Origin of the sequence: Paraconexibacter sp. AEG42_29, assembly GCF_040581415.1 — a bacterium.
In the GTDB taxonomy this organism is placed as follows: domain Bacteria; phylum Actinomycetota; class Thermoleophilia; order Solirubrobacterales; family Solirubrobacteraceae; genus Paraconexibacter.
Genome location: NZ_CP114014.1, coordinates 476,243 through 497,735, shown reverse-complemented (window position 1 = coordinate 497,735; position 21,493 = coordinate 476,243). Strand labels below are relative to the sequence as shown.

At 70.9% G+C, this 21,493-nt stretch carries 13 protein-coding genes and 1 pseudogene; 7 read left to right on the top strand and 7 right to left on the bottom strand.

Annotated elements, in window-relative coordinates:
- The first annotated feature begins 400 nt into the window (after positions 1-400).
- On the top strand, positions 401-3,085 hold the full coding sequence (gene mobF / locus DSM112329_RS02375; protein WP_354700206.1) for a MobF family relaxase: 2,685 nt from the start codon (positions 401-403) through the stop codon (positions 3,083-3,085).
- The gene (locus tag DSM112329_RS02370; RefSeq protein WP_354700205.1) at positions 3,082-3,675 is read left to right on the top strand and encodes a hypothetical protein; all 594 of its coding nucleotides are present in this window, start codon (positions 3,082-3,084) and stop codon (positions 3,673-3,675) included. Before mobF ends, DSM112329_RS02370 begins: the two co-directional genes overlap by 4 nt.
- A 268-nt stretch (positions 3,676-3,943) precedes the next feature.
- Here the strand turns inward: DSM112329_RS02370 and DSM112329_RS02365 are convergent, their stop codons facing one another.
- Entirely contained in the window at positions 3,944-5,422 is a 1,479-nt protein-coding gene (locus DSM112329_RS02365; protein WP_354700204.1) for a recombinase family protein, read from the bottom strand.
- A gap of 42 nt (positions 5,423-5,464) precedes the next feature.
- Positions 5,465-5,608, bottom strand: a pseudogene (locus tag DSM112329_RS02360) (endonuclease); the annotation flags it as partial.
- A gap of 123 nt (positions 5,609-5,731) precedes the next feature.
- On the opposite strand from DSM112329_RS02360, the gene DSM112329_RS02355 reads away from it, so the two are divergent.
- The 3 genes from DSM112329_RS02355 to DSM112329_RS02345 are packed head-to-tail and all read left to right on the top strand — an operon-like array spanning position 5,732 to position 6,634.
- The gene (locus tag DSM112329_RS02355) at positions 5,732-5,947 is read left to right on the top strand and encodes an AbrB/MazE/SpoVT family DNA-binding domain-containing protein (protein WP_354700203.1); all 216 of its coding nucleotides are present in this window, start codon (positions 5,732-5,734) and stop codon (positions 5,945-5,947) included.
- Positions 5,944-6,336: a PIN domain-containing protein gene (locus DSM112329_RS02350; protein ID WP_354700202.1), complete on the top strand. Its 393-nt coding sequence runs from the start codon at positions 5,944-5,946 to the stop codon at positions 6,334-6,336. The genes DSM112329_RS02355 and DSM112329_RS02350 overlap by 4 nt, the downstream gene beginning before the upstream one ends.
- A gap of 7 nt (positions 6,337-6,343) precedes the next feature.
- The gene (locus DSM112329_RS02345; protein ID WP_354700201.1) at positions 6,344-6,634 is read left to right on the top strand and encodes a DUF3024 domain-containing protein; all 291 of its coding nucleotides are present in this window, start codon (positions 6,344-6,346) and stop codon (positions 6,632-6,634) included.
- A gap of 31 nt (positions 6,635-6,665) precedes the next feature.
- Here DSM112329_RS02345 and DSM112329_RS02340 read toward each other — a convergent pair whose 3' ends face one another.
- Complete coding sequence (locus tag DSM112329_RS02340) at positions 6,666-10,868, bottom strand: PAS domain S-box protein (RefSeq protein ID WP_354700200.1); 4,203 nt, start codon at positions 10,866-10,868, stop codon at positions 6,666-6,668.
- A 264-nt stretch (positions 10,869-11,132) separates the two neighbouring features.
- Complete coding sequence (locus DSM112329_RS02335; protein WP_354700199.1) at positions 11,133-14,015, bottom strand: hypothetical protein; 2,883 nt, start codon at positions 14,013-14,015, stop codon at positions 11,133-11,135.
- 151 nt (positions 14,016-14,166) lie between these two features.
- Here DSM112329_RS02335 and DSM112329_RS02330 point away from each other — a divergent pair, with 151 nt between their 5' ends.
- Positions 14,167-14,889 (top strand): lysophospholipid acyltransferase family protein, encoded by a 723-nt coding sequence (locus tag DSM112329_RS02330; protein ID WP_354700198.1) that lies wholly within the window; start codon positions 14,167-14,169, stop codon positions 14,887-14,889.
- Here the strand turns inward: DSM112329_RS02330 and DSM112329_RS02325 are convergent.
- From DSM112329_RS02325 to DSM112329_RS02315, 3 genes are all read right to left on the bottom strand, one after another.
- A complete protein-coding gene (locus tag DSM112329_RS02325; RefSeq protein WP_354700197.1) occupies positions 14,876-16,729 on the bottom strand; it encodes a hypothetical protein in 1,854 nt (617 codons plus the stop codon). The two genes, DSM112329_RS02330 and DSM112329_RS02325, sit on opposite strands and share 14 nt — an antisense overlap.
- A 180-nt stretch (positions 16,730-16,909) precedes the next feature.
- Positions 16,910-18,157: a hypothetical protein gene (locus DSM112329_RS02320; RefSeq protein WP_354700196.1), complete on the bottom strand. Its 1,248-nt coding sequence runs from the start codon at positions 18,155-18,157 to the stop codon at positions 16,910-16,912.
- Positions 18,158-18,284: 127 nt separating this feature from the next.
- Positions 18,285-19,829, bottom strand: a complete 1,545-nt coding sequence (locus DSM112329_RS02315) for a CPBP family intramembrane glutamic endopeptidase (protein ID WP_354700195.1) — start codon at positions 19,827-19,829, stop codon at positions 18,285-18,287.
- On the opposite strand from DSM112329_RS02315, the gene ettA reads away from it, so the two are divergent.
- Complete coding sequence (gene ettA, locus DSM112329_RS02310; protein ID WP_354700194.1) at positions 19,828-21,483, top strand: energy-dependent translational throttle protein EttA; 1,656 nt, start codon at positions 19,828-19,830, stop codon at positions 21,481-21,483. The two genes, DSM112329_RS02315 and ettA, sit on opposite strands and share 2 nt — an antisense overlap.
- The last annotated feature ends 10 nt before the right edge of the window (positions 21,484-21,493 follow it).

Below are 21,493 nucleotides of genomic sequence, written 5' to 3'. Positions count from 1 at the left end.
ACGCTCGCCACAGCACCTCCGTTGCAGGCCGAGCGTCGTCCTCACAGCGGAAGCACGCCCCTCGCCCTGGCACGAGAGGCACCTGGCCATCGGACCCGACGACGCAGCTGGCCCCACAGCACCCAAGGCCACCAGTCGACCCGCCGGGGTCCTGCGTTCAGGTCAGACCGTCGTAACTGACACAGCAAAATCCAAAACAGACCAGATGCACGAGGTGCCGGCTACAGCGGGACACAGCGCAAGACACTCCGTCGTACTGCGCCCGGTGCATCAGCGCGCGCGAGGCCGCCCGTGAGCGTCGGCGCGAAAGCTGTCTGCGCATTTCGGGGCGCTGCCGTCGCTATAGAGGCATGTCAATCTCCCAGCAGAAGGACGTCGTCAGCGCGGCCGGTGCGCGGCGATGATGACGGTGAAGTCGATCGGCAGCCAAGGCGCCGACGGGTACGCGGAGTACCTGGACGCGAAGACCGTCGCGCCGGAGCGCGGGGACTACTACCTCGGCCATGACGGGGAGCCGGTCGAGTCACCCGGGCGTTGGCTGAGCCGGCCCGAGACGCTCCGGGCGCTCGGGATCGATCCGGGTGCGCGGGTCGGTCGGGAGGAGCTCGTCGCGCTGATGCAGGGCCGCCGACCCGGCACTGAGGAGCACGTGCGGCCAGCGGGCCCGACCGGTACCCGCAACGCCGGCGTTGATGTGACGTTGTCGGCGCCGAAGTCGGTGAGCGTGGCGTGGGCGCTCGCGGGCCCGGAGCAGCGAGCGGAGCTTGAGGCGATTCATCAGCAGGCGGTGACGCGGACGTTCGCGTTCCTGCGCGATTCGGTGCCGCTGACGACCGAGCGCGTCGATGACCGCAACGCGCCGACCGTCGCTCGCGATCTACACGCCGCCGAGTTTCGGCACTCGACCGCCCGCGGCCTGAAGGGCAGGGTGCCCGACCCGCAGCTGCACTCCCACCTGGTCGTGATGAGCGTCGTCAAGCAGGACGGCCGCATCGCCGCGGTCCGGGACCGCGCGATGTACCGGGCCGCCAGGGAGGGCGGCGCCTACTACCGCGCCGCTCTCGCCCAAGGCCTCTCGCAGGCGGGATACGCCGTTGAGCCAGGGACGGGGAAGCACGGCCGCTACTTCGAGCTCTCTCACGCTCGCCCCGAGGTACTTCAGGCGTTCAGCGGCCGCTCCCGCGAGATCGAGCGCGCCGCCCGCGAGTTCGAGGCGCGCGAGGGCCGCCGGCCCGGGGAGAACGAGCTGCAGCTGATCAAGATCACGTCGCGGCAGGCGAAGGCGCCGCAGACCAGCCGCGAGCTGACCGACGCCTGGAAGCAGACCGCGCGTGAGCACGACCAGCAGCCAATCCGCTCCCGCACGAAAGCCCGCGGGTTTCACGACATCGACATCAGCTGGGGAGAACGCGTCGAGCGCGCGCTCACGCACGAGCGGGCGACGTTCCCCGCCCGAGAGCTGCGCGCGACCGCGCTCGAGCAGGCCGCCGGAACCCTGGACCCCGACACCGCCCTACGGCGCGTCGACCAGCTCGTGGACGTCGGCCGGCTGATCGCGCTGGAGAACCGGCAGTTCACCACCCGCGGCCTGCGGGAGCTCGAGCACGCGATCGTCGACCGCGCCGCCGACATGGCCCACCCGGACCACTCCCGTCCGATGGTGAGCGAGCGGTTCATCGGGGCGGCGATCGATCAGGCGAGCGAACGGATCGGCGCCCCGCTCTCCGCCGAGCAGGACCGGGCCCTTCGGGCGCTGACCGGGCCCGAGCGGATCGCCGCCCTGGAAGGCCAGGCTGGCACCGGCAAAGGTGTGGTCATCGACGCCGCCGCCCGCGTTGAGCGGATGAGCGGCCGCACCGTCATCGGCGTCGCGCTCGCCGGCGCAACCGCACAGCGCCTCGGGCAGGACTCCCCCGCCCTCGCCGGCCGCACCACCACCATCGCCTCGCTGCTCGCCCAGCACGACCGGACCGGCGACCGCATCGACCACCAGACCACCCTGATCGTCGACGAGGCCGGGATGGTCGACACCCCCACCCTCGCCGAGCTCATCAAGGTCGCCCACGACACCGGGGCGAAGCTCATCGCCGTCGGCGACGGCAAACAGCTCCCGGCGATCGGACCGGGCGGCATGTTCGACCGCCTCACCCACCACGCCCCCAAAGCCAGCCTCGAGCACGTCCGCCGCACCGACGACCCGGACGAGCGGAAAGCCTGGCGAGCGCTGCGGCAGGGCAAACCGGAACGCGCGCTTGCGCATTACCTCGCCCGCGGACAGCTGCACCTGGAGCCGACGCGCGACCAGGCCCTCGAAGCCGCTGCCGCGCGCTACGCCAAGCTCACCCAGGACCACGAAGTGGCGCAGGTCGCACTGATGAGCGATGGCTCGACCAAAGAGATCGACCGCCTCAACGCCCGCGTCCAGCACCTCCGCGCCGAGCGCGGCGAACTCACCGGACCCACGGTCGCGCTTCCCGCAACCGACGAAGGCCCGCACTACGGACTGCGCACTGGTGACCTGGTCACCTGGCGTCAGATCCAGACCGTCCCCGGCCAAGCCCGGATCGAGAACGGCAGCCGCGGGATCGTCACACACGCCGACCCCGGCAAGCACACGGTCGAGGTCGAGCTCGTCGGCTCTGAGCGCCGCGTCGCCATCACCGGACCCGAGCAGCTCGACGGACGCCGGCTCGGCTACGCCCAACACGTCGTCCGCCAGCAAGGCGCCACCGTCGACCGCGCCATCGCCGTCACAGGCGGCTGGCAAACCAGCCGCGAATCCGCCTACGTCCAAGCCTCCCGCGCCCGCCAAGGCATCGACTGGCACATCCCCCGCGACGAACTCGGCGAGACCGGAACCGACATCGACCGCGTCCAGCGCCTCGCCGACCGCATGACCAAAAGCGAACGCAAGACCCCAAGCCTCGACCACACCACAGCGACAGACCGCACCGTGGAGCACACCGCGGCCGACCGCGCCATCGACCTCAGCGCCGGCGCCGAGCACCTCACCCGCGAGCTGCCCGACCTCCGCATCACACCGCCCGCCCCTGCCCCGACCCCCGACCTGTCACCCGAGATATGAGCCACCGCATCCAAATCATCGTCCCCGACCACGTCTACCAATCCCTCACCGCCACCGCCGCCGCCCACCAAAGCCGCCCCTCCACCATCGCCGCAGCCATCGTCACCGCCGCCACCGACATCGCCCCACAACCGTTTACCGGAAAACGCCCCGACACCCGGGACGTCGACGACCGCGACGCGTTCGTTAACGAACGCCTCGCCGCCGAGTCGTCCACCGGGGCGCGAGGCGGGACATCTCCATCAAGTGGCGACGGATCCCAACCCGCACTAGAACGCGCCACCTGGCTCGAGCAACACCACGACCCGGAATGGCGCCGGACCATGTGGCTCGCGGTCAAACGGCTCATGGCCAGCTACCCCGTGCTGCACGACATCGTCTCCTACGAGTGGACAACCGACCGGCTCACCCGCGACGGCGTCCTCGCCCTCACCGTCTGGCGACAGCAGATCGACGAGCACGCCGGCAACGACCCCAGACTCGAACTGCAGTGGATCACCGCCCTCCGCGACTACGCCGCCTACCACGAAACGCACCGCCGCCAACTGACTCACCCGATCGACGCGCATCAGCGGCCGGACGGCTGGTGATCTCACTGTCCCTTACGGACACGATCAACGAACTGCGCACCCGCGGCCCGTCGACCCGCTTACTAAGCATGACTTCGTACGCGACGCCAGCGTTCCGGACCGATCCGCCCACCGGAGTGCGCACGCTGCCTTGCTGGTGTCGCGTACCGGGCATGGAGTCAGATCGGACACGCGCCTCCAACCCCGGACTCTGCGACTGACGATGGAAATCGGCGACCCGAGCCCTGATGGTCAGCGCCGCCTCGAGGAGTGGTACGCCCGCTGGTTGTCACGCACGTACGGGAACTCCTGGCGGCAGCTCGAAGGGGCGCAGCTCCGGCTTTTCACGGAAGCCTCGCCGCGGGAGATCGCTCGGCCCCTCCCCCGCCCAGAAGACGACGACGCGATCGACCGGCAACTTCGCCGACGCGGCGCTGCGTAAAGCGACGACGTCGATGAGCTGGCCCATCGCCTCCCGCTGCTCGACCAACGTCATGTTCGGCAGCTCATCGACTAGGAACCGAAGGTCCGGTTGAGGCGTCGGCGTCGCCAGCCGAACCCGTGCCAGCTCGTCCTCCCCCTGGTCGAGAACCGCACGCCGCGCCCGAAGGCCGTCGAGCCACGCGTCGCGCCCGATGACGTCGCGCAGCTCGGTGTCGTCCCGGTAGCCGGCGAGTTCGCGTTCGGCCTCGAGGACCGCGGCCCGCGCTGCGTCGAGCGCCCCGGTGTCGACGACCTGCTGCATCGCGGGCCACTTGAGGATCCGGCGCCGGAACGCGTCACTCACGACGAGCTCGAACTCGTCGGCCGCGATGCGGCAGGGATCCGGACAGCGACCTCCGGCGTGTCGCACGGTGCAGCGGTAGATCCGCTTGCCGTGGCTGGAGGTCGTTCCCTGCAGGGCGTAGCGGCACGCCCAGCAGCGAGCGAGCCCAGTCAGGGCGAACGGCCAGCGTGCCGCGCTCTTGGGAAGCTTCGCCACTTGCCGCTGGGCGGCCTCCCACGTCGCTCGGTCGACGATCGCTTCGTGCGACTCGACGTTGACGTGCTCGGCGTACTTCAGCTCGCCGAGGTAGATCCGGTTCTTGAGCAGCGCGTAGACCGCGGCCTTGCTCCACGTCTCGGACCCCATCGACGTCGTCACACCGCCGGCCTCGAGGAGGTCGGCGAGCGTGGCGGGACCGGCGCCCATCGTCCGCCGCTCGAAGACCTCCTGGATGACCGACGCCGCCTTCCGGTCGACCACCAGCCGACGTGTCGCCTCATCGCGGCGGTACCCGGGCGCGATCCGCGGATTCACGGCGACGCCGCGCTCGACCGCGGACTGCTTCGCCGTCTCGAAGTACTCGTTCGCCCGCCGGCGCTGATGCTGCGCGATCGCCAGCGCCAGGTGGATCTGGAGCTCCCCGTCACTGCTCGTCCAGTCCGCCGGCTCCGCGTACGAATAGATGCGGCCGCCCGCGTCCATGATCCGCTTCGCGAGCGCGGTCGCCTGCGTGAGGTTCCGAGAGAAACGATCGAGCTTCGCGACGATGATCCCTGCGCTCTCGCCGCTCTCGATCCGCTCCATCGCCTCCAGCAGCCCCGGCCGGTCGTCCCGCCCGCCGGACTGGTCCAGGTCGCTGATCACGCGGCCGACCCGCAGCCCGCGTTGCTTGGCCTCGCGGCGGATCTCGCGCTCCTGGAATTCAGGCGACCGCAGCCGCTCGACACGGTCGCCGACGCGCGACACGCGGATGTAGCCATCGAAGACGTCTCGCGCGGCCATTCGAGCCTTTGTACCGCCGGGTGGCTATTTAGTCAAGCTACAGTTCTGTGGCTTGTACCCACCGGTGTCCGCGTGCACGAGCACCGACCCGTCACTCTTGAGCATCAGCAGCCGGAGCGCCTCCGGGAGGACGGCAGTCAGGCGGCCGGTGTACACGACCTCACAGCGGGCGACGATCAGGCGCATCGGCCGACGACGGTACTGGCACAACCCGACGTCCCCGCGTGCGCTCGCCGCTATCTGCGCAGAACGTTCCGCCGACGGCGCTGCGCCTTGACGCCACAGCCGCGGCGGTCATACTCAACAGGTATGACCGTCCGCATCGGCGCAAAGGGCCAGGTCGTCATCCCGAAGGCCATCCGCGACCGCGTCGGCCTGCACCCCGGCGACGAAGTCGACTTCGAGCTCCGCGACGACATGGTCGTCCTTATCGCCCGAAACCGGCCGGCGACGCTCGGCGGCCGCTTCGCCGGCAGCGGCATGGCCGGCCGGCTGCTCGAGGACCGCGGCCGCGAACCACGGTGAGCGCCTGCCTTGACTCCTGGGCGATCCTCGCCTGGCTCGACGGCGACGAGCCCGCCCGCACCCGCGTCGAACAGCTGCTGCCCGACCGACCTGTCGTCAGCTGGGTCAACCTCATCGAGGTCTACTACCGCGTCGAGCGCGACCACGGCCGCGACCAGGCCGACGAGATCCTCTCCGCCCTCCGCGCCTCTCTCGCGCCTGACCTCCCGGGCACCGCCCGCATGATCGACGCCGCCCGCCTGAAGGCCCGCGCTCCGATCGCCCTGGGCGACTGCTTCGCCGCCGCCACCGCCGCCGCCCACGGCCTCCCGCTCCTCACCGGCGACCCCGAGCTCATCATCCTCGACGACCCGCCATGCGTCATCGAAGACCTCCGCCCGGGCACCTGACCGCACGATGCCGCTACCCGAGCGCGACATCACCGCGGTCCGCCACCACTGCGAGCAACGGATCCCGCCTGAGGTGGCCGATGAACTGCGCATCGAGGCCGACGTCGACGCCCGCGGCATCACGATCGTCGGATGCCGCCCGCCCTGGCGCAAGGACCACGACCCCGCATGGACCCGCCGTGGGGTCGCGCGCCTGCGCTGGACCAGCAAGTACGAGACGTGGACCCTCTACTGGCCCGACCGGCGCTGTCTGCGTGCTTTCGCTGAGCCCAAGGCCTGCCCTGGCAGCCCGCTCTGACAGCAGGGGCATCGCGAAGCGATCGCCCTCTTCATGCGTCCGCGGGCGATGCGGTGAGGATGCTGCTGAGCGCGACCGGACGTCCGGTGTGGTAGCCCTGGGCGTAGCCGACGCCGAGGCGTGTCAACACGTCGAGGGTCGCGTCGTCCTGGACGTACTCGGCGATGGTGTCGGCTCCCATGCCGCGGGCGATGTCGACGACGGCTTTGACGACGAGCTGGTCGGTGGGGTTGTCGGGGAGGCGCTTGATGAACTCGCCGTCGATCTTCACGAAGTCGAACCTCAGGTGCTTGAGGTAGTAGAAGGTGGCGAAGCCGGCGCCGAAGTCGTCCAGGGCGAGCCCGCAGCCGAGCTCGTGGAGGTCGCTCGCGAGCTCCTGGGCACGTTCGATGTTCGCGATCGCGGCCGTCTCGGTGAGCTCGAGGACCAGCCGGCCCGTGGGTATCGGCCAGCGCGCCATGAGGCTGCGCAGGTGGTCGATGACGCCGCCGCCGTTGATCGTCTTCGCTGAGACGTTGATCGAGACCGCGAGATCGTGGCCGCAGGCGTGCTGGTGGTGGAGGAGCCTGACCGCCTGCGTCATGACCCAGAAGTCGATCTGCCCGATGAGGTTGAAGCGCTCGGCGTTGTAGAGGAACGAACCGGGCGGTATGAGGTCCCCGTGGCCGTCGGGCAGGCGGAGGAGGAGCTCGTACCGGGGGAGGCCGTTCGAGCAGACCGGGACGATCGGCTGCGCGAAGAGCTCGAAGCGCTCGTGCTCGACGGCGTCGCGGAGGCGGGCCAGCCAGTCCTGGCGGACCTGGATCTGCTCGCGCCGTCCCTCGTCGCGCTGGTGGATCGCGTAGCCGTTCTTGCCGGCGGCCTTGGCGTCGTACATCGCGATGTCCGCCTCGACGAGCAGGTCCTCGGCGGTGATCTGCTCGCCGTCGCCGAGGATGGTGATCCCGATCGACGCGGTGACGTTCGCGTGCCGGTGGCGGTCGACGATCTTGCCGGCGTTCCGGAGCTCGATGACGAGCTTGCTCGCGACCTCGCGTGCACCGGCCTCGTCCGCGCCCGGGAGGATCACGGCGAACTCGTCGCCACCGGTGCGCGCCACGACGTCGCTCTCGCGCAGCGAGCGGCGCAGGACGCCGCCGAGTCGCGTGACGAGCTCGTCACCGACGGCGTGCCCGAGTGAGTCGTTGACGAACTTGAACCCGTCGAGGTCGATGGCCAGGACGGCGATCGTCCCGCCATAGCGGCGCGCATGGGCAAGCCGCCCGTCGAGCTCGTTCTGGAACCGACGGCGGTTGAAGAGGCCGGTGAGCGGATCGTGGTCGGCAAGTTCCTGCAGGCGGCCCTCGAGGTGCTTGCGGTCGGAGATGTCGAGAATCTGCCCGACGGCGATCCGTCGCCCGTGCGCGTCGGTGTAGGCGGCATTGGTGACGAGCGTCCAGACCACGTGGCCGTCGCGATGCAGGTACCGGCGCTCGAACCGGGTGCGATCGACCTCCCCGTCGGCGAGCTGGCGCATCGGCCGGGCGTACGCGCTCTCGTGGTCGTCGGGGTGCATCCACGTCGCCACCCCGTGCCCGATGATCTCGTCACGGTCGCAGCCGAGGAGCTCGGCGTAGGCGGGGTTGGCGTCCAGGACCTTTCCGGCATCTTCCCCTTCGAGGGCGATGACGGACATCGGGACCGCGGCGTTCTCGAACATGACCTCGAAGCGCTCCTCTGCCGCCCGCCGCGCGAGCTCCGCCTCCTTGTGGTCGGTGATGTCCATCGAGATCCCGCCGATGCCGACGACCGCGTCGCTCTGATCGCGGACGGGGAACTTCACGGCCAGCCACGTGTGAGTACGGCCGTCGTCGTCCTGATCCGGTGCGGTCTCCTCGAACTTGACCGGCGTCCCGGCGTTCATCACGGCGGCGTCGTTCGCGTCGAGGATCTCGACCACGTCGTGCGGATACATGTCCCACAGGGAGCGCCCGGTGATGTCCTGGCCCGGGAAGCCGACGACGCGGGCGGTCTCGGCGTTCGCGACGAGGAACCGCTGGTCGCGATCCTTGAGGAACACGGCGGCGGGAGTGTGCAGGAGGATCGCCTCGAGCGACTGTTTCGCCAGCGCGAGCTCAGCACGGCTGGCGTCGAGTGCCCGCTCGCGCTCGAGGCGAGCGGTGATGTCGCGCGACACCGACATGGCGCCGACGATCCGTCCCTCGCCGTCACGATGCGGCACGACCTCGATGTGGATGTCCCCGCCGGTGGCCGAAGACCGGTACTCGGTCGCTCCGCCGTGGCCCTCCAGCGCCGTGCGCAGGAGCGGCTCGACGATCGCGAGGGTGGCCGCGGGGACCGTCTCGCAGATCGGGCGGCCGAGGAACTGGGCCGGGTCGACGCCCGCTTCCCGCAAGATCGGCCCGCGGATGCTCTGGACCCGCAGGTCCTCGTCGTAGAGCGTCACGGCAGTCCCGGGGAGGTTGTCGAGCAGCGCACGGTGCAGCCCCTCGGCCTCGCGCAGCGCCAGCTCCTGCTCGCGGTTGGCGATCGCCAGCGCGACCAGCACAGCGAAGCGGTCGAGCCGCACCAGCGCCTCGTCCGTCGCGGGGCCCGCGAACCCTGCGCCGACGGCGCCCCACAGCTGGCCGGCGACCCGGATCGGCGCCGCGACACCGGTCCGCAATGATGCGGCAGTCACCAGGGGGCCGACCCCGTCGACAGCGTCCGCGAGGTCCTCCACGCAGGCTGCTCGTCCGGTGCGGAACACCGCGGAGGACGCGGTGCGCCCGTCCAGATCGAAGCGCGCCCCCTTGATCTGCGCGCCGTCGACATTCCAGCCGCCGACGATCCGGCCCTCGCGCCGCTCGGCGTCGAACCGCATCACCGCGGCTGAGGTCGCTGAGAGCAGGTCCCCGATCTCGCGTGCGACCGCATCGAACACCACTCCGGGAGCGCCATTCTGGGCGACCAGTTCGGCGACGCGCCGGATCGCCGCTTCTTCCGCTTCACGCGCCGCGCGGGCGGTGACGTCACGGATCGCGCTGGAGACCAGGAGGCCACCCGGAGTCTGCAGCGGGCTCAGGCTGACCTCGACGAGGAAGGTCGAGCCGTCACGCCGGACCGCTTCGAGCTCGAGGTCGCCGCCCATGCCCCTGGCAGCAGGGGCCGCCGCAAACCCCGCCCGGTGCTCGCGGTGCGCGGCGCGCACCGCCGCCGGGAGCAGCACCTCGACCGGCTGACCGACGAGCTCCTGCTCCGCGTAACCGAACATCAGCTTGGCGCGGGCGTTGACCAGCACGATCACGCCGGTCTCGTCGACGATGACCATGCCGTCCGGGGCCGACTCGAGCAGATCGCTGAACCGCTGCTGCGCCGCCGCCCGCTCATGATCAACGGCGCGCGCCCGCGCCGCCGCGATCACCACCGCGGCGGTGAGCAGGAAGACCATCGACAGGGTGAACGTCGCGAGCCCGACCCGCAGGCCGATGAGACCGTGCTCCTGGAGAACGAATCGCACCGCCCCGAGCGCCACTGGACCCATCGTTGCCACCGGGATGAGCGCACGGGCCATCTGCGCCCCGGCATCCGCCCCGCGTAGCAGCGACGCGATGCCCCGGTCGGGCCGTAGCGCGAGGACGCCGACCGTCAGGGCGACCAACGCCACCAGGGTGTTGGGCGCCATCCCGGTCTGGCCGGACAGCCCCCGCAGGTAGTCGACGCCATAGACGTAGCCGACCAGCGCGAACTCCACCACGCCGGCGAGGACGGCAACCAACGCCGGATGCACCCATCCAGGAAGCCGGCGGAGGTCGACCGTGACCAGCGCGAGCCCGAGCGCGATGAACGCCACCGCTGTGTGCGGCGACGGGCGCCCCGGGAGCGTCGCCGCCGGGTCGCGGAACAGCAGCTGATCGATCCCGACCGGCTGAACGAGGTACTCGAAGCAGACGGCCGCGCCGATCGCGGCGACCAGCCCGCCGCCGGCGCGACCGACCCTGAGCGACCGCGGAGCGCCCGCCGGCGCCAGGCACACCAGCGCCGTTCCCGACGCCACCAGACCGATCGCCGTGAGCACCTTCATCTCGGGCATCCCGGGGACCACCGACGTGAGCCCGCGAACACCCAGGAGCCAGCCCGCGAGGGTCACCGCGCCGATCACTGTCGCGAACACCGCCGCGAGCAGCGGAGCACCCGCGGCCAGGCGGCCGACGATCGACCGCAGTCGCGAGGATGGGGCACGCGTCGATGTCACGGGGAGTCGTTCGGTTCGTCGGCTTCACCCGCGTGACCTTGAGCCGCCGACGACCGAGCGCTGCTGCGTCACGGCGGGCGCACCCGAAGACGTCGAACCCGCAGCGCCTCCGGGAAGACGGCGGTCAGGCGGCCGGCGGACACGACCTCACATCCAGCGCGAGCAGCACATCCTCCGCATCGACCCCGCCGGCAGCTGACGGGGGACGACGACCCGGCCGGCGCGCCACCCGCATGGCGGGCGGCGCGCACCGGCCGGGGACCCCTAGATCGACTCGCAGGGCGTCGGGACCTTCGCCTTCTTCAGCTGCGGCGGCCCGGCGTAGAGCTTGCCCGGGAGAAGCTTCACGCTCTTCGCGGGGCTGAACCGCAGGTCCGGCCGACCGGACTGCAGCCGGAGCGTGACCCCCGTGCGCGGGGACACGTTCCTGATCCGCCAGGCCAGGCACGTCTCCGGCGACGTGTGGCCGATCTTGCGGCCGTTGGTGAGCTGCGCGTAGGCCGCGTAGCGCACCGTGTTCCCGCCGGAGCGGCCCCAGATCGCGAACACGTCGGTCCCGCGGCGGACCAGGCGCAGGGCCGGGACAGTCGGCGACAGCTTCGGCGGCGGGGCGATGAACCGGGCGACCGCCGACTCGCCGAGGACGATGTCGTCCTTGGTGAACACGGTGGCCTGCAGGGTCCGCGGACCGCCGAAGCCGAACTTCGGCTTCCAGCTGACCCGTGCGCACAGCGACTGCGCGTTCGTGCGCCCGGGCGCCTTGCGACCCGCCGGGCACGGACGGCCGACCACGTTCGTCGCGATCCGCTGCTGGTACTCCTGCCCGACGATGTCGAGCTGGACGCGGTCACCGGCGCGGGCGTCGAACGCGATGTCCGCCACGCGGCCACCGGTCTTGAGCGGGAGGGTGGTGGCGCTGACGACCGTCGGCTCCTTCTCCTCGTCCTGGAACGAGACACCCGTCACCGTGCTGCCTTCGAGCGGCTCGACCTTCCAGTCGCCCGCGGCCGCGTTCTCCTTCAGGAAGACGACGGTCTCCGGAGCGGTCGGGTTCTCCATGATCAGGAACGACTCGCCGTCGGTCGTGGAGCGGTCGGGCCCCGACGCGAACACCTTGCCCGATGGGCTCGTGATCCGCACCTTCGGCGGCTTTCCGACGCCGTCGAAGTGCGCGAGGTACTGCTGGGAGTTCGGTGCGACGGGGAACGTCAGCGGCGCCCCGGCCTGACGGCTCCGCGTCACGCGGACGGGATCCCGGAAGCCGCAGGTGGTGCCGAAGTCGAACTGCTTGCGGTCCTTCGGCTTCACCCAGAAGAAGTGCGCACTCCAGACACGGAAGAACGGGAGGTCGGCGCAGCCGCCGACGCCCTTGTTCGACACGGTGATGCCGCCCCTGGCGCACGGGTTGGCGATCTTGATGTCGATGCAGACCTGCAGGTCGCCGTCGACGTTGAACGCGAACGGGTTCGGCTGGATGAACCCGGCGACCTTGCCGTCGGCCTTCAGGAAGCCGTCCGCGATGTTGATCGCGGCCTGGACGTCGAAGTCGACGGTGCCGGTGCTGTCGATCTTCACCCGGCCGTTGCCGACCGGGATGTCGGCCACCCGCAGGAAGCCGGCGGCCTCGACGAAGAAGCTCTTCGCGGTGGGCTCGGCGTAGGTCAGGGAGACGTCACCGCGGACGAGGCCCTTGGCGAACGAGAGCCCGGCGTCGGCCTTGAGCAGCAGCGTCGGCTTCAGACACAGGCCGAATCCGAAGCGCTCGAGCGCGATGCCCGCGACCAGCGGGATGCCGGCGTTGTCGACGAAGCCACCCCCGTAGGCGAACTGGCCGCCGGAGATGCCGCCGAACGCGGCGAACTGGGTCTCCTTGCCGGTCGGCAGCTGGACCAGCAGCGAGCCGTCAAAGCGCTCCTCGGCCTTCCTGGGCGGTGCGCACTGCACTGCCGGCGCGCCGTTCAGCGACGGCGGCTGACACGCGGCGAAGCTCGTGCTGACGTTCGCCGAGAGGTACGAGAAGCACAGGTTCTTGATCGCCAGCTTGCCGATCGCCGCGTTCGCGACCTGGACCTTGCCGCCGTCGAGGTTGATGCCACTGGTCTCGTCGGTGGTGATCTCGGTCGATCCCGTGATCGATCCCTGGGTGCCCGGGGACGGCTTGAAGATCGACGGCAGCGTCACCGTGATCGGGAAGCTCGTCGCGAACCGGTTGCTGCGCTTGCGGAAGATGACCTCGACGGTGCCGCCGATCGGCAGGCCGCCGAGCGAGCCGCCACCCGGCAGCGTGAACCCGGCGAGCTTGCCCTCGGTCGTCCCGGACGGGAGCTTCCACAGCAGCTTCTGGCGGAAGACCGTGACCTGCTTGAGCTTCAGTTCGACCACGCCGTCCAGGCCGAGCTGCCCACCCGGCGCGTCGGGCGACGGCTCGGCGAGCATGTAGGTGCGGCCGGACGGCGCCGCCGGGAACGGGATGCCGTTCAGCTTGAAGCTGCCGTTGAAGCGGTAGAACGTGCCGCCGCCGCGGACGTTGACCCCCTCCTCCGCATAGCCGGACGACGGAGCCTGGACCTTCTGCCAGCACCCGGGGCCCGTCACCTGGGCCTTGACCAGCCCGAACGACACGGCCGGATCGCACTGCTTCTGCACCACGGGCGCGTCCGGCGCCGTCGGTGTGGCGGGTGTGGTCGGCGGCCTCGGAGTGGTCGGGGTGGCCGGAGTCGTGGGCGTGGAGGGCGTCGTCGGCGACTTCGGCGGGACCGGCGTCGGTGCGACGGCGGCGCGCGGCGGCTGGAACACGAACACCTGCCGCGACTGGTCCCCGTTGGAGTCGGTCACCCGGACGGTCACTGCGCGCTTGTCGCCGTTGACGCCGCCGGTCGACGGGTCGAACGTGAACTTGTGGTCACCGGTCAGCGCCTGCGTGGTCGGCGAGCTGTCGTCGATCACGGTCTGCGCCGTCACCGTGTTGAGGACGTCGCAGCAGAAGAACTCGACGATGTACGGGGCCGCGCCGACCTTGACGCTGACGTCCAGCGTCGCCGTGCTCCCGATCACCCCCGGGTCCGGTGAGAACCCGCGGCTGACGATGTCGACCGCGGCGGACGCCTGCGTCGGCACCGCCCCGGCGAGCGACAACGAGACGACCAACGCTCCGAAGAGCCGTACCGGTCCTGCACGCATTTGCGACCTTTCTGTGCCCCCGCAGCGAGCCGGCGCATGAATCTGAAGTGTAAGAGAACGTACTCTCAGACGGCCACTATCCCCGGTTCCTTCCCAGAGTCAAAGAAACTTTCCCCGAGTGCCCGAGATCAAGGAGCAGGTCTATCGCGACGAGCGCCCCGCCGAGGCCCTCACGCCGTACCACGACTGGGCGCGAACCCATGAGCCGGGCTGGACCTACACGCTCACCCGCGTCCTGCTCACGCCGATCGTGCTCGGGCTCTTCCGCGCACGGGCCACCGGACGCGACAACGTCCCGCAGGACGGTGGCTTCATCCTCGCGCCGAACCACTTCTCCAACATGGACCACTTCTTCTGCGGCGTCTTCCTGCGTCGCCGGATCCGGTTCATGACCAAGTCGCAGTTCTTCCGGCCGCGCACCGCGCTCGGGTACCTGTTCCGGGTCGCGGGCCACTTCCCGGTCCGCCGCGGGTTCAACGACCAGGCGGCGTTCGACACGGCCCACGCGATCCTCGCCGCCGGCGGCTGCGTCGGGATGTACGCCGAAGGCGGACGTTCGCGCAGCGGCGGTCTCGGGACTCCGCGCCCCGGCATCGGCCGGCTGGCGCTGGAGTCCGGCGTCCCGGTGGTCCCGGTCGCGATCCACGGCTCGCTCGCCATCCGGGGCGGCTGGCGTCGCGGCCGGTTCCCGCGGATCCGCGTCAGCTACGGCGCGCCGCTGAGCCTCGAACGGGTCGACGCGCCGACGCGCGAGCAGGCCGTCGAAGCAGCCGAACGCATCTTCGGCGAGGTCCGCGCCCTTTACGGGGACCTCGACGGCGCGGGCGTCAGCGCGCCGTGAAGGACTTGAACGCGGACGTCGTCTTCAGCGCCGGCAGCACGCCGTCGTAGAGGACGCGCACCCGCCACTTGCCCTTGCGCTTGAGCGTCTGCCTGAACGTGAACGGCTTGTCGGCTGCCGCGCCGCCCTTGTGGAACGTCGCCCACTTGAGCTTCACGACGCGCTTGATCCGCGTCTTGCCGCCGACCTTCACCTTGACGCTCGCGAACGTCTTGGCCTGGCTCTGCCACTCGACGCGGACCCGGCCGGCCGGCGTTTGCCCCGCCGGGGTGCGCAGCGTCCCCTTGATGGTGCACCGCAGCCGCTTGCACGCGGGCTGCTTGCCCGTGGCGAAGACGACCTTCGGCGTGTAGGACGCCGAGGCCACCGCCGAGCAGCTCGCTCCCTTGCAGACCGTCAGGTTCGCGGTGTTGACGTTGTTGTTGTTGTCGACCGCGGTGATCGTGATCACGTGGTTGCCGTCCGGGAGGTCCTTCGCGCCGCCCCACGTCCGGGACGCCGGGACCCCGTCCACGGCCTTGGTGGCCGCCTCGGGCGCCGAGTCGCTGAGCGCGAAGATGTTGTCGCCCTTGATGCTGGCGACGATCCGCTTGAGGCCGGCCGGCGCCACGCCGGGCTCGGTCTGGTCCGTCGCGACCCCCGTGATCAGCAGCGACGAGCTGAAGACGACGGGCTGGTTCGGGGCGAACGCGACCGTCGGCCCGACCGTGTCCCCGCATGGCCCGGCCGCACCGCCGTTCGCGTCGGCCACCGTCTTGAACGCGGCGTACGACGGCTTCGGCGCACCGCCTGAGTCGACGATGCCGTACTTGTTCAGCTCGTCGGTCGAGTAGAAGGTCTGGTCGGAGAACGTGAACCACGCGCCGACGACGACGTACGGGTCGTGCGCCATGCACTGGTAGGCCTGGGTCAGGAACCGGGCCTGGTTCGCGCCCGCCCCGGCCGGGGCCTTGCCCGCGGACGCGCCGCGCTCGCAGGTGGTCGTGGTGCTGCTCCAGCCGAGCTCGGTCATCCAGATCCCGAGGTTCGCATCGCCGGCCGCGACCATCACGTCGCGGACCGAGCGGTAGCCGAGGAACGTGTACTGGTTCAGCGGGCTGCCGGGGATGTCGCGGAAGATGCGATCGGGGCCGAACTGCAGGCAGGCGGTGTCGGTGTGGACGGCGACCCCGTCGAACTTGCCCTTCAGGCCCGCGTCGTATAGGCCCTTGATCCACGCGGCGTTGTTGCCGGTGGTCGCGCCGGTGAGGACCACCGCGTTCGGGTTGGCCTTCTTCGCGGCGTCGTAGGACTGGCGCAGCATCGGTCCGTAGCTGTCCACACCCACGGGTCCGTGCCAGAACTCGGCGGCGTCCTCCTCGTTCCAGACCTCGTACGCGGCGATGTCGCCCACCTTCGAGGTGTGGTCGACGAAGCGGCCGAAGAAGCTCGCGTAGCTCGCGGGGTCCTTCGGCGGGACGAGGACGTCGGTGCTGCCGTTGGCCCACTGCGGCGCGCCGACGATCACGAAGATCGGCTTGGCACCGGCCTTGTTGATCGTCCGGATCGCGTTGTCGAACTCGGCGACGTTGTTGGCGGCACCGGGGTTCGGGATGTTCGTGTAGCCCGGATACTGCCCCGGGCCCTCGGGCTCGAGCTTCTCCCACGCGACGAACATGCGGATGTACTTCGCGCCGGTGGCCAGCGCCGGGTTCAGCGCCGCATCGGAGATGAACGCGACGTTGAGGCCGGGGGCCGCGGCCTGGGCCGCAGGCGGGGTGGCCAGCGTCAGCAGCGCGGCGGAGGCGATCGTGAGGGCGAGCAGCCGGCTGAGGAAACGCCGCGGGGATGAGGTCGACATGGAGGCACGCATGAGGGTTCGGGAGCGGGAACACGCGCCGTCGCACGGTGATGCGCTGGATCGATATCCGACGTATCGCCGTGCGGCAGCAGCCGCGATGACGATACGCCGTTCGCGCCAAGCCGTCGCCGATCCGGCGGACGAATGCGTCAAGTCCGGCGTGGGCCGACCGAAGCCGGCTCAGGCAGCCGGGAGCGCGCGCGGAACGGCGTCGCGCAGGCGCTGGAGCAGCGCGCCGACCTCGGCGTCGTCCGGTGCGAGCTCGGCCGCACGACCGGCGGCGCGGATCGCGTCGGACACGCGGTCCGTCCGGGCGAGAGCGTGCGCGTGGCGCGCCCAGGCGACCGGGTCCTCGCCGTCGAGGTGGATGGCCTGCTCGGTGGCGGTGACCTCACCGCCGATGTCGCCGCCCAGGTGGTGGGCCAGCGCCAGATCCAGGAGCGCGTCGACGGACGGGCCGAGGCGACGGGCCTGCTCCAGGGCAGTGACCGCGGCCTCACGCTGCATGAGCCGCAGGCGCAGCCGGCCGACGCGGGCGTAGGCGCTCGCGTCCGGCGCACCCCGGGCGGCGGCACGGTCGGCCGACTCGGCCGCGAGGTCGTAGGCGCGCATGTCCTCGTAGATCCGGCTCGCGTAGCGGTGCGGTGCCGGGCGGTCCCTGTCCACGCGCGCCCAGTCGCGGACCGCGCGCCCGGCGGCGGGCAGGTTGCCGCCCTGCCAGAACGCGAGCGTCATCAGCCGCAGGACGGGGACGTTGTCCGGCTCGGCGTCGCGGGCGTAGATCAGCCGCTGCGCCGCGAGCTCGAACTTGCCCTCGGCCATCGCGTGCTGCGCGGCGGTCAGGAAGCGCTGGACGCGGTCGGCCCCGGGGTCGGGCTTGGAGAAGTCGACGAACTGCAGGCTGCCGGCGGGGACGGTCCGCACCCCGACCTGGAACTTCACCCGCGCCCACTGCTGGACGTCGTCCTCGTCGCCTGTGAAGTAGATGCCGGTGACCGAGCCCACGCCCCACTCGGGATAGGACAGGCACCGGCAATAGCGGTGGACGACCGAGTGCGTCGGGACCTGCGCGCCGAACGGATCGTTCTCGGCCCGGTCCTTCGCCATGGCCCGCTCGCGCTCCTGGGCCTCGTAGTTGCGGCGCCCGGCCTCCTCTCGGGCACGCCGCGCCGCCTGCGCGCTGACCTTGACGGCGTTGCGCGAGACGCGGCCACCGCGAGAGTCCTCGGCCATCCGCTCGAGCGTGTCGGCGGCCTCGTTGATCGCCTTCAGGTGGCGCTCGTGCTCGTACTGCTTCCCTGGGGGCGCCAGGTCGGGGTGCCAGATCTTCGCGAGACGGCGGCGGGCGAGCTGGACCTCACGCTGGCCGAACGGCGGCTCGATCTCCAGGAGGAGGATCGCCTGCTCGATGTCGAGGATCTGCGCCACGGACGGATCAGGGTACCGCTCGACCCCCGTCCCGACACGCAGTGGCGGCGAGCCCGGCGGGCCGCGGGCCGGCGGGCGGCTCGGACGGGACGTCGAGGGTGACGGCGCGCGGCTCGCCACGGTCGCCTCACTCGTCCGCGTCCTCGTTCCAGTCCGACCACAGCTTCCGCGGGGGCGGGGCCGGATCTCGCCACGGCAGGCGCCCGGGTCCGGGTCCAGGCGCCGGCGGCAGCGCCATCGGGACCGCCGCGACGGCGATCGGGACCGCGCCGGCCGGTCCCCCGGTCCGCGCCGCGCGCTTGAACGGGTCCCACTCCCCCTTCAGGCGGCTCGCCAGCCACGCCAGCGCCCACACCAGCACGAGCGACACGACGACCACGATGGGGACCTGCCACGTCCACCCGATCGTCAGCGGCACGACCAGCGCGTTGTTGATCGAGTGCGCGAACATGCCCGGGAGCAGGCGCCCGGTGCGCGCGAACAGGTAGCAGAGCCCGATCCCGATCAGGGCGCGGTTGATCAGGGCGACCGGGGCGAACTCGAGGTGCGCGGCGGCGAACGCGATCGACGACACCACGGCGGCGGTCCACGTCCCCCGGCGCGCGCGCAGCGCCTGGAACATCACCCCGCGGTAGAACGCCTCCTCGAACACCGGCGCGATGACCGTCGCCAGCCCGATGAAGACGATGGTCCAGGCGAGGCCCGAGTCGTCGGGGATGATCCCGCCACCCTCCGCCGCGGCCTCCGCGGCGAATGGCGTCGCCAGCAGCGCGAACGAGAGCAGCAGGACCGCGTAGCTCGCGATCAGCCCGAACGCCAGCGCAGCGCTGCGCAGCGGACGCAGCACGTGCAGGCCCAGCTGCGCGACCGTGAGCGGTGCCTGCGACGCGGCGAGGAGGAACCCCATCGCCGGCGCGAGGGTCTGGATCAGGAGGTCGAGCCCGAGGACGACGACCTGGTCGTCGTCCAGGTCGGCCCCGAGCGCGACGGCCAGCCCCGCCACTCCGCCGACGACGACGACGCCGGCGACCGCGTCCAGGACGATCGACAGCCGGCCCATGCGCCGGGACCACGGCGGCAGCGGCGGATGGTCCTGCAGCGCGACGCCGCCGGGCGCGAGGCGCGGGTCGACCTCCGGCAGCCGCGGGCGCCGGGGCACCAGCAGCAGCACGTACGCGTCGATGTCCCCGCAGAGGGCCTGCAGTCGCCACTGCAGTCGGCGCAGCCAGCGCGGGTGGCGCACCGCGAAGACCCGGCACATCCAGACCGCGAACGCCGCCAGCACGGCGAACGTGCCGATGACCCAGCGCGCGAGCGCGAGCGGCGCGAGCAGGAGCACGCGGACCAGCAGCGAGCGGCGCTGGACGTGGACGCCGAGCACCGGGACGGCGACCGGCACGTCGGCGGCGGCGCGTCCCGAGCGGGTCTCCGTGAGCAGCCACGCGTGCGCGCGCTGATGGGCGGCGCGGGTGAGCGTCCGGCCCGCCCAGGCGCGCCACCAGGCCGGTACCCGGGCCGTTGCGAGGACGCACACGGCAGCCGCGGGCCACGCCACGAGGGTGCTCACGCGGAGCACGATCACCATCAGCAGTCCCGGGATCAGCGTGAAGCCGCGCAGGAGCGCGCTTTTCCGGGTGCCCTCCGCTGCAGACGCGTATCCTGGACGGTTCATGTCGAGTCAGTACGTCTACACCATGCACAAGCTCACGAAGCGTGTGCCGCCCGACAAGATGCTCTTCGACGGGATCTCCCTGTCGTTCATCCCCGGCGCCAAGATCGGCGTGCTGGGCTACAACGGCGCGGGCAAGTCCTCGCTGCTGAAGATCATGGCGGGCCTGGACGACGACTACCGCGGCGAGGCCGAGCTGGCGCCGAACGCGACCGTCGGCATGCTCCAGCAGGAGCCCGCGCTCGATCCCGACAAGACCGTCAAGGAGAACGTCGAGGACGGCGTCCGCGAGACCAAGGACCTCCTGGACCGCTTCAACGAGCTGGCGGCGAACTACTCGGAGGAGACCGCCGACGAGTTCGCGCGGCTGCAGACGAAGATCGACGCCGCCGACGCCTGGAACCTGGACACGCAGCTCGAGTACGCGATGGACGCGCTGCGCTGCCCGCCCGCCGACGCATCCGTGGTCGACCTCTCCGGCGGTGAGAAGCGCCGCGTCGCGCTCTGCCGCCTGCTGCTGAGCGCCCCCGACCTGCTGCTGCTCGACGAGCCGACCAACCACCTGGACGCCGACTCCGTCACCTGGCTCGAGCAGCACCTCGCCGACTACAAGGGCGCCGTGGTCGCGGTGACCCACGACCGGTACTTCCTCGACAACGTCGCCGGCTGGATCCTGGAGATCGACCGCGGCCGCGGCATCCCGTACGAGGGCAATTACACGCAGTGGCTCGAGGCCAAGCAGAAGCGCCTGGAGATGGAGGACCGCCAGGACAAGTCGCGCTCGCGCCAGATCGCCGCCGAGCTCGAGTGGGTCCGCACGAACCCGAAGGGCCGCCGCACGAAGTCCAAAGCGCGCCTGTCGCGCTACGAGGAGTTGGTCGCGGAGGAGCAGAACCAGAAGCTCGAGGAGATCACGATCCACATCCCGCCGGGGCCGCGCCTGGGCGACGTCGTGATCGAGGCGAAGAACCTGACCAAGGGCTTCGGGGACCGCATGCTGATCGAGGACCTCTCGTTCACGTTGCCGCCCGCGGGCATCGTCGGCGTCATCGGCCCGAACGGCGCCGGCAAGACGACGCTGTTCAAGATGCTCACCGGCGAGGAGCAGCCGTCGGGCGGCTCGCTGCGGGTGGGCGACACGGTCGACCTCGCGTACGTCGACCAGTCGCGCGACTCGCTGGATCCGAACAAGACGGTCTGGGAGGAGATCTCCGAGGGCCACGACTACATCGCCGTCGGCAAGCGCGAGCTGAACTCCCGGCAGTACGTCGCAGGCTTCAACTTCAAGAAGTCCGACCAGCAGAAGAAGGTCGGCAAGCTCTCCGGCGGCGAGCGCAACCGCGTGCAGCTCGCGAAGCTGCTGCGCCGCGGTGGCAACCTGCTGCTGCTCGACGAGCCGACCAACGACCTGGACGTCGAGACGCTGTCCGCCCTGGAGTCGGCGCTGCTCTCGTTCTCCGGCTGCGCGGTGGTCATCTCGCATGATCGGTTCTTCCTGGACCGGATCGCGACGCACGTCCTCGCCTTCGAGGGCGACTCGCAGGTGACGTGGTTCGAGGGCAACTTCGAGGCCTACGAAGCGGCCCGGCGCGAGCGCATCGGCGACGCGGCCGACCGTCCCCACCGCCTCACGTACAAGAAGCTCACGCGGAACTGACGGCGGGAGC

Excerpts from the sequence above, each read along its gene's own strand:
- DSM112329_RS02355 (WP_354700203.1), top strand. The coding sequence starts at position 5,732 with ATGACCGTCCGCATCGGCGCAAAGGGCCAGGTCGTCATCCCGAAGGCC.
- DSM112329_RS02325 (WP_354700197.1), bottom strand. The coding sequence starts at position 16,729 with ATGTCGACCTCATCCCCGCGGCGTTTCCTCAGCCGGCTGCTCGCCCTC.
- mobF (WP_354700206.1), top strand. The coding sequence starts at position 401 with ATGATGACGGTGAAGTCGATCGGCAGCCAAGGCGCCGACGGGTACGCG.
- DSM112329_RS02370 (WP_354700205.1), top strand. The coding sequence starts at position 3,082 with ATGAGCCACCGCATCCAAATCATCGTCCCCGACCACGTCTACCAATCC.
- DSM112329_RS02345 (WP_354700201.1), top strand. The coding sequence starts at position 6,344 with ATGCCGCTACCCGAGCGCGACATCACCGCGGTCCGCCACCACTGCGAG.
- DSM112329_RS02315 (WP_354700195.1), bottom strand. The coding sequence starts at position 19,829 with ATGAACCGTCCAGGATACGCGTCTGCAGCGGAGGGCACCCGGAAAAGC.
- DSM112329_RS02365 (WP_354700204.1), bottom strand. The coding sequence starts at position 5,422 with ATGGCCGCGCGAGACGTCTTCGATGGCTACATCCGCGTGTCGCGCGTC.
- ettA (WP_354700194.1), top strand. The coding sequence starts at position 19,828 with ATGTCGAGTCAGTACGTCTACACCATGCACAAGCTCACGAAGCGTGTG.